This is a genomic window from Adlercreutzia sp. DFI.6.23 (assembly GCF_024462535.1).
Classification (GTDB): Bacteria; Actinomycetota; Coriobacteriia; order Coriobacteriales; family Eggerthellaceae; genus Adlercreutzia; species Adlercreutzia rubneri.
This window is the reverse complement of the sequence record NZ_JANGBP010000031.1, coordinates 1-679: the sequence shown is the minus strand read 5'-3', so window position 1 is coordinate 679 and position 679 is coordinate 1. Positions and strand designations below refer to the sequence as shown.

1 protein-coding gene is annotated in these 679 nt (G+C 71.7%); it reads left to right on the top strand.

Annotation, left to right across the window (positions count from 1 at the left end; genetic code table 11):
* A partial coding sequence (locus NE591_RS12175; protein ID WP_256156734.1) for a DDE-type integrase/transposase/recombinase occupies nucleotides 1–679 on the top strand: 679 nt, incomplete at both ends.

The following is a 679-nucleotide window of genomic DNA, read 5'->3' as shown; positions in this document are numbered from 1 at the left end:
GGCGCAGCTGCCCGGCGCGACCAAGCGCGGCATCTACGAGTACCTGATCGACCGCTGCTACGCCGGCGAGGAGCCGCCGGCCTACAACACGCTCACCAAGTGGATGCGCCGCAACGGCATCGAGTGCGGGCGCCCTCCGGAGGGCCCCGAGCCCCACCCCCGCTTCGAGACGGCGCCCGGCGAGCAGATGCAGTTCGACTGGAAGGAGTCGCTGCGCATGGCCGACGCCGAGGGCGAGGTGTTCGAGTTCAACGTGTTCTCGGCCACGCTGGGCTACTCCCGGCTCCACCGGTTCGTCTACTCCAGGACGCGCACCGAGGACGACGTCATGGCGTGCCTGCTGGCGGTGATGGCCGCCAACGGAGGCACGGCGCGCACGCTGGTCACCGACAACATGTCCTCCATCGTCTCGTCCTCCGCCTCGGGGCGGCGCGTCTCGGCGCGCTTCGCCAGGTTCGCCGCCGCGGCGGGCTTCGAGCTGGAGCTGGCGCGGCCGAGGAGCCCGCAGACCAAGGGCAAGGTGGAGTCGTCGAACCGGTTCCTGTCGAGGCTGGCCGTCTACGAGGGCGACTTCCGCGGCGAGGAGGGGCTCGTGGCCGCCATCGCGCGCATCGAGGCGCGGTGCAACACCGAGCCCAGCGCGTCGACCGGGGTGCCGCCGGCGGTGCTGTTCATGCGC